The organism is Desulfobotulus pelophilus (assembly GCF_026155325.1).
In the GTDB taxonomy this organism is placed as follows: Bacteria; Desulfobacterota; Desulfobacteria; order Desulfobacterales; family ASO4-4; genus Desulfobotulus; species Desulfobotulus pelophilus.
Map to the genome: position 1 here is coordinate 1 of NZ_JAPFPW010000044.1, position 5,479 is coordinate 5,479.

Here is a 5,479-nt window from a genome sequence, read left to right on the forward strand (position 1 = left end):
GACCAAAAAAAACGCCCTGTCTTCGAGGTTGTAAAAACCTTGAAAACAGGGCGTTAAAAGAATCCGGCGGCGTCCTACTCTCCCACACAGTCACCCATGCAGTACCATCGGCGCAGTCAAGCTTAACTTCCGTGTTCGGGATGGGAACGGGTGTGACCTTGACGCCATCGCCACCGAAAATTGTATTCCAGTAGTTTGCTTGATTAAAAGAACTCTTCTCTTCTATCCAATTGAGTCGGGTTTTTCAAGTACTTCTTGGTAATGTCTCAAACGCAGTTCTTTTTATCACAGATCACCAGTATTGTGGCTAAGCCGCACGACCGATTAGTACCGGTAAGCTACATGCATTACTGCACTTACACACCCGGCCTATCAACCTTGTAGTCTCCAAGGGGTCTTTAGCTGACTTGACGTCAGGGGATATCTTATCTTGAAGTTGGCTTCCCGCTTAGATGCTTTCAGCGGTTATCCGTACCGAACTTAGCTACCCTGCTATGCCGCTGGCGCGACAACAGGAACACCAGTGGTTCGTCCATTCCGGTCCTCTCGTACTAGGAACAGATCTCCTCAAATATCCAACGCCCACGGAAGATAGGGACCAAACTGTCTCACGACGTTTTAAACCCAGCTCGCGTACCACTTTAATCGGCGAACAGCCGAACCCTTGGGACCTGCTCCAGCCCCAGGATGTGATGAGCCGACATCGAGGTGCCAAACCGCATCGTCGATGTGAACTCTTGGATGCGATCAGCCTGTTATCCCCGGCGTACCTTTTATCCGATGAGCGACGGCCCTTCCATTCAGAACCGCCGGATCACTAAGACCTACTTTCGTACCTGCTCGACCCGTCGGTCTCGCAGTCAAGCTCCCTTATGCCTTTACACTCAACGGCTGGTTTCCAATCAGCCTGAGGGAACCTTCGCGCGCCTCCGTTACTCTTTGGGAGGCGACCGCCCCAGTCAAACTACCCGCCAGACAATGTCCTTTGCCCGGATCACGGGTCAAAGTTAGAATCCTACTGCACCAAGGGTGGTATTTCAAGGATGGCTCCATGAACACTGGCGTGCCCACTTCAAAGCCTCCCACCTATCCTACACATGATGCACCAAAACCCAATGTCAAGCTATAGTAAAGGTGCCGGGGTCTTTCCGTCTTTCCGCGGGGAGACGGCATCTTCACCGCCAATTCAATTTCGCTGAGTCCCTGGTTGAGACAGTGCGGAAGTCGTTACGCCATTCGTGCAGGTCGGAACTTACCCGACAAGGAATTTCGCTACCTTAGGACCGTTATAGTTACGGCCGCCGTTTACCGGGGCTTCGGTTCAATGCTTCTCCATTGCTGAATAACAGATCCCCTTAACCTTCCGGCACCGGGCAGGCGTCAGACCCTATACTTCGTCTTGCGACTTTGCAGAGTCCTATGTTTTTAGTAAACAGTCGCTACCGCCGTTTCTCTGCGACCCCTTTCCGCTACAGGCGAAAAGCCCTTCACGTACAAGGGGCACACCTTCTCCCGAAGTTACGGTGTCATTTTGCCGAATTCCTTAACCAGGGTTCTCTCAAGCGCCTTGGGATTCTCTCCCTGCCTACCTGTGTCGGTTTGCGGTACGATCACCTTGGAAACTCGCTAGAGGATTTTCTTGGCAGCATGGGATCAATCACTTTATGGACCGAAGTCCTCGTCGTCACGCCTCCGCATTAAAAAGGGGGATTTGCCTCCCTTCTCTGCCTACACGCTTGAACCGCCTATTCCATCAGACGGATGACCTACCCTCCTGCGTCCCCCCTTCACTCAAACGCTCCCACGGTGGTACAGGAATATTAACCTGTTTCCCATCACCTACGCCTTTCGGCCTCGGCTTAGGGGTCGACTAACCCTGAGCAGATTAGCTTAACTCAGGAAACCTTAGGCTTTCGGCGAGCGGGTTTTTCACCCGCTTTATCGCTACTCATGTCAGCATGGGCTCTTCCATGCAGTCCAGCCGTCCTTACGGTCGACCTTCTGCCCGCATGCAATGCTCCCCTACCGCTATCCATTTAGAATAACCCGCAGCTTCGGTATCATGCTTAGCCCCGTTACATTTTCCGCGCAGAACCACTCGACCAGTGAGCTATTACGCTTTCTTTAAATGATGGCTGCTTCTAAGCCAACATCCTGGTTGTCTGTGCATTTCCACATCGTTCACCACTTAGCATGAATTTAGGGACCTTAGCTGGCGATCTGGGTTGTTTCCCTCTCGACCACGAAACTTAGCTCCCGCAGTCTGACTCCTGCGATACAACTATACGGTATTCGGAGTTTGGTTGGGGTTGGTAATCCGGTGAGACCCCTAGCCCATCCAGTGCTCTACCCCCGCTAGTCAATCACGCAAGGCTATACCTAAATATATTTCGGGGAGAACCAGCTATTTCCAGGTTTGTTTGGCCTTTCACCCCTATCCACACCTCATCCGAGCACTTTTCAACGTACGACGGTTCGGGCCTCCACGTGATTTTACTCACGCTTCACCCTGGACATGGATAGATCACCTGGTTTCGGGTCTACTCCACACAACTCATGCGCCCTGTTCAGACTCGCTTTCGCTACGGCTACACCTCACTCGGCTTAACCTCGCTGCGTAAAGTAACTCGCTGACTCATTATGCAAAAGGCACGCGGTCACACGGCATTCGAAAATGCATCGTGCTCCCACTGCTTGTAAGCAGACGGGTTCAGGTTCTATTGCACTCCCCTCACCGGGGTTCTTTTCACCTTTCCCTCACGGTACTGGTTCACTATCGGTTGCCAAGACGTATTTAGCCTTATGAGATGGTCCTCATTGATTCCCACAGGGTTTCTCGTGTCCCGTGGTACTTGGGGCGCTCTTAAGACAGATCCATGACTTTCTGCTACAGGGCTTTCACCTTCTATGACCGCACTTTCCAGAACGCTCGCATAATCATGAATTTTATCACTGTCCGGTAACACTGGAATATTACCAAAAAAGACCCCGCTACCCCACATATGCAACGCTTCCAGGCTATCACACATATATGGTTTAGGCTCTTCCCCTTCCGCTCGCCGCTACTCAGGGAATCATTCTTATTTTCTTTTCCTCAGGCTACTAAGATGTTTCAGTTCGCCTGGTTAGCTTCCGCAAACTATGAATTCATTTACGGATGACACGGCATTAACCGTGACGGGTTTCCCCATTCGGAAATCTCCGGATCAAAGGATGTTTAGCTCCTCCCCGAAGCTTATCGCAGCTTTCCACGTCCTTCTTCGCCGCTTGGCACCAAGGCATCCACCGTCTGCCCTTATTCGCTTAGCCACAATTCTTGTGACCTGTGATACTCTTCAGGCTCACTCTTCTTCACGATAAAAAAGAATAGTCCTGAAATCTATACTGCGCTCGCTTCCCGACTCTATGGATTGTCAAAGATTTACAGCCTAAAAAAGACTGATCACGACACACTCCCCTACAAAAAACAAACAAAGAATGTACCCTCATCAGTCTTCGATGCAAACACCACCCTCCTAAATGGTGGAGGATAGCGGGATCGAACCGCTGACCTCCTGCGTGCAAGGCAGGCGCTCTCCCAGCTGAGCTAATCCCCCATTCTGCATGGTGGGCCTGGATGGAATTGAACCATCGACCTCACGCTTATCAGGCGTGCGCTCTAACCGGACTGAGCTACAGGCCCGCTCGCCAGATGGACTCACATCGATTTACTATATACTGCCTCAAAGAACAGGACCTTCCATCGATCCCTCAAAATCGAACAGTGAAAAACATACCCCTTATTGACTTTCCTTAAGAAAGGAGGTGATCCAGCCGCTGGTTCCCCAACGGCTACCTTGTTACGACTTCACCCCAATTATCAGCCATACCTTAGGCGCCTGCCCCCCCGAAGGGTCAGCTCAGCGACGTCGGGTACAACCAACTCTCATGGTGTGACGGGCGGTGTGTACAAGGCCCGGGAACGTATTCACCGCGGCATGCTGATCCGCGATTACTAGCGATTCCAACTTCATGGAGTCGAGTTGCAGACTCCAATCCGAACTGTGGCATACTTTCTGGGATTGGCTCCACCTCGCGGTCTCGCTACCCTCTGTATATGCCATTGTAGCACGTGTGTAGCCCTGGGCATAAGGGCCATGAGGACTTGACGTCATCCCCACCTTCCTCCCCGTTAACCGGGGCAGTATCTTCAGAGTTCCCACCATTACGTGCTGGCAACTGAAGACAAGGGTTGCGCTCGTTGCGGGACTTAACCCAACATCTCACGACACGAGCTGACGACAGCCATGCAGCACCTGTCTTGCGGCTCCCCGAAGGGCACTCCATACTTTCATACGGATTCCACAGATTTCAAGCCCAGGTAAGGTTCTGCGCGTTGCGTCGAATTAAACCACATGCTCCACCGCTTGTGCGGGCCCCCGTCAATTCCTTTGAGTTTTAATCTTGCGATCGTACTCCCCAGGCGGATCACTTAATGCGTTAGCTTCGGCACTGCAGGGGTCAATACCCGCAACACCTAGTGATCAACGTTTACTGCGTGGACTACCAGGGTATCTAATCCTGTTTGCTACCCACGCCTTCGCGCATCAGCGTCAGTATTGGTCCAGAAAGCCGCCTTCGCCACCGGTGTTCCTCCTGATATCTACGCATTTCACCGCTACACCAGGAATTCCGCTTTCCTCTGCCATACTCAAGCCTGCCAGTATCACATGCAGCGTTGGGGTTAAGCCCCAAAATTTCACATATGACTTAACAGGCCGCCTACGCGCCCTTTACGCCCAATAATTCCGAATAACGCTTGCACCCTCCGTATTACCGCGGCTGCTGGCACGGAGTTAGCCGGTGCTTCCTTCATGGGTACCGTCAATACAAAGCCCTGTTAGAACCCTGCAATTTCTTCCCCATTGACAGAGCTTTACGACCCAAGGGCCTTCTTCACTCACGCGGCGTTGCTGCGTCAGGGTTGCCCCCATTGCGCAAAATTCCTCACTGCTGCCTCCCGTAGGAGTCTGGGCCGTGTGTCAGTCCCAGTGTGGCTGATCATCCTCTCAGACCAGCTACCCATCACTGCCTTGGTGGGCCTTTACCCCGCCAACTAGCTAATGGGACGCGGACTCATCCTCAAACAAATGCTTTCAAGAAGAGGCATTCTTTGGCTGTATTCCCCGAAGAAAACACAACATCATCCGGTATTAGCACCGCTTTCGCGATGTTATTCCGAATTCAAGGGTAGATTATCCACGCGTTACTCACCCGTGCGCCACTTTACTCATCCCCCGAAGGAAACTTTCTCGTTCGACTTGCATGTGTTAAGCACGCCGCCAGCGTTCATTCTGAGCCAGGATCAAACTCTCCGTTGAATCTCTGGTTTGATTCCTCACCTTACTTAAAAGATGAGATTACTCAGGGGTATGTTCTTTTTACTTCACTGTTCGATTTTCAAAGATCCATTCTCGATCCGCCGCTCCGTGAGCAACGA

At 51.8% G+C, this 5,479-nt stretch carries 2 tRNA genes and 3 rRNA genes; all 5 read right to left on the reverse strand.

The features are described from left to right. Positions 1–61: 61 nt before the first annotated feature. A 5S ribosomal RNA gene (gene rrf, locus OOT00_RS15710) occupies positions 62–178 on the reverse strand. A gap of 125 nt (positions 179–303) precedes the next feature. Next, positions 304–3,309: ribosomal RNA gene (locus OOT00_RS15715) — 23S ribosomal RNA — on the reverse strand. A 211-nt stretch (positions 3,310–3,520) separates the two neighbouring features. Next, positions 3,521–3,596, reverse strand: a tRNA-Ala gene (locus OOT00_RS15720). A gap of 8 nt (positions 3,597–3,604) precedes the next feature. Continuing rightward, positions 3,605–3,682 (reverse strand) — tRNA-Ile (locus tag OOT00_RS15725). 115 nt (positions 3,683–3,797) lie between these two features. Then, a 16S ribosomal RNA gene (locus tag OOT00_RS15730) occupies positions 3,798–5,360 on the reverse strand. Together the 16S, 23S and 5S rRNA genes with 2 tRNA genes alongside form the textbook arrangement of a ribosomal RNA operon. Between the last annotated feature and the right edge of the window lie 119 nt (positions 5,361–5,479).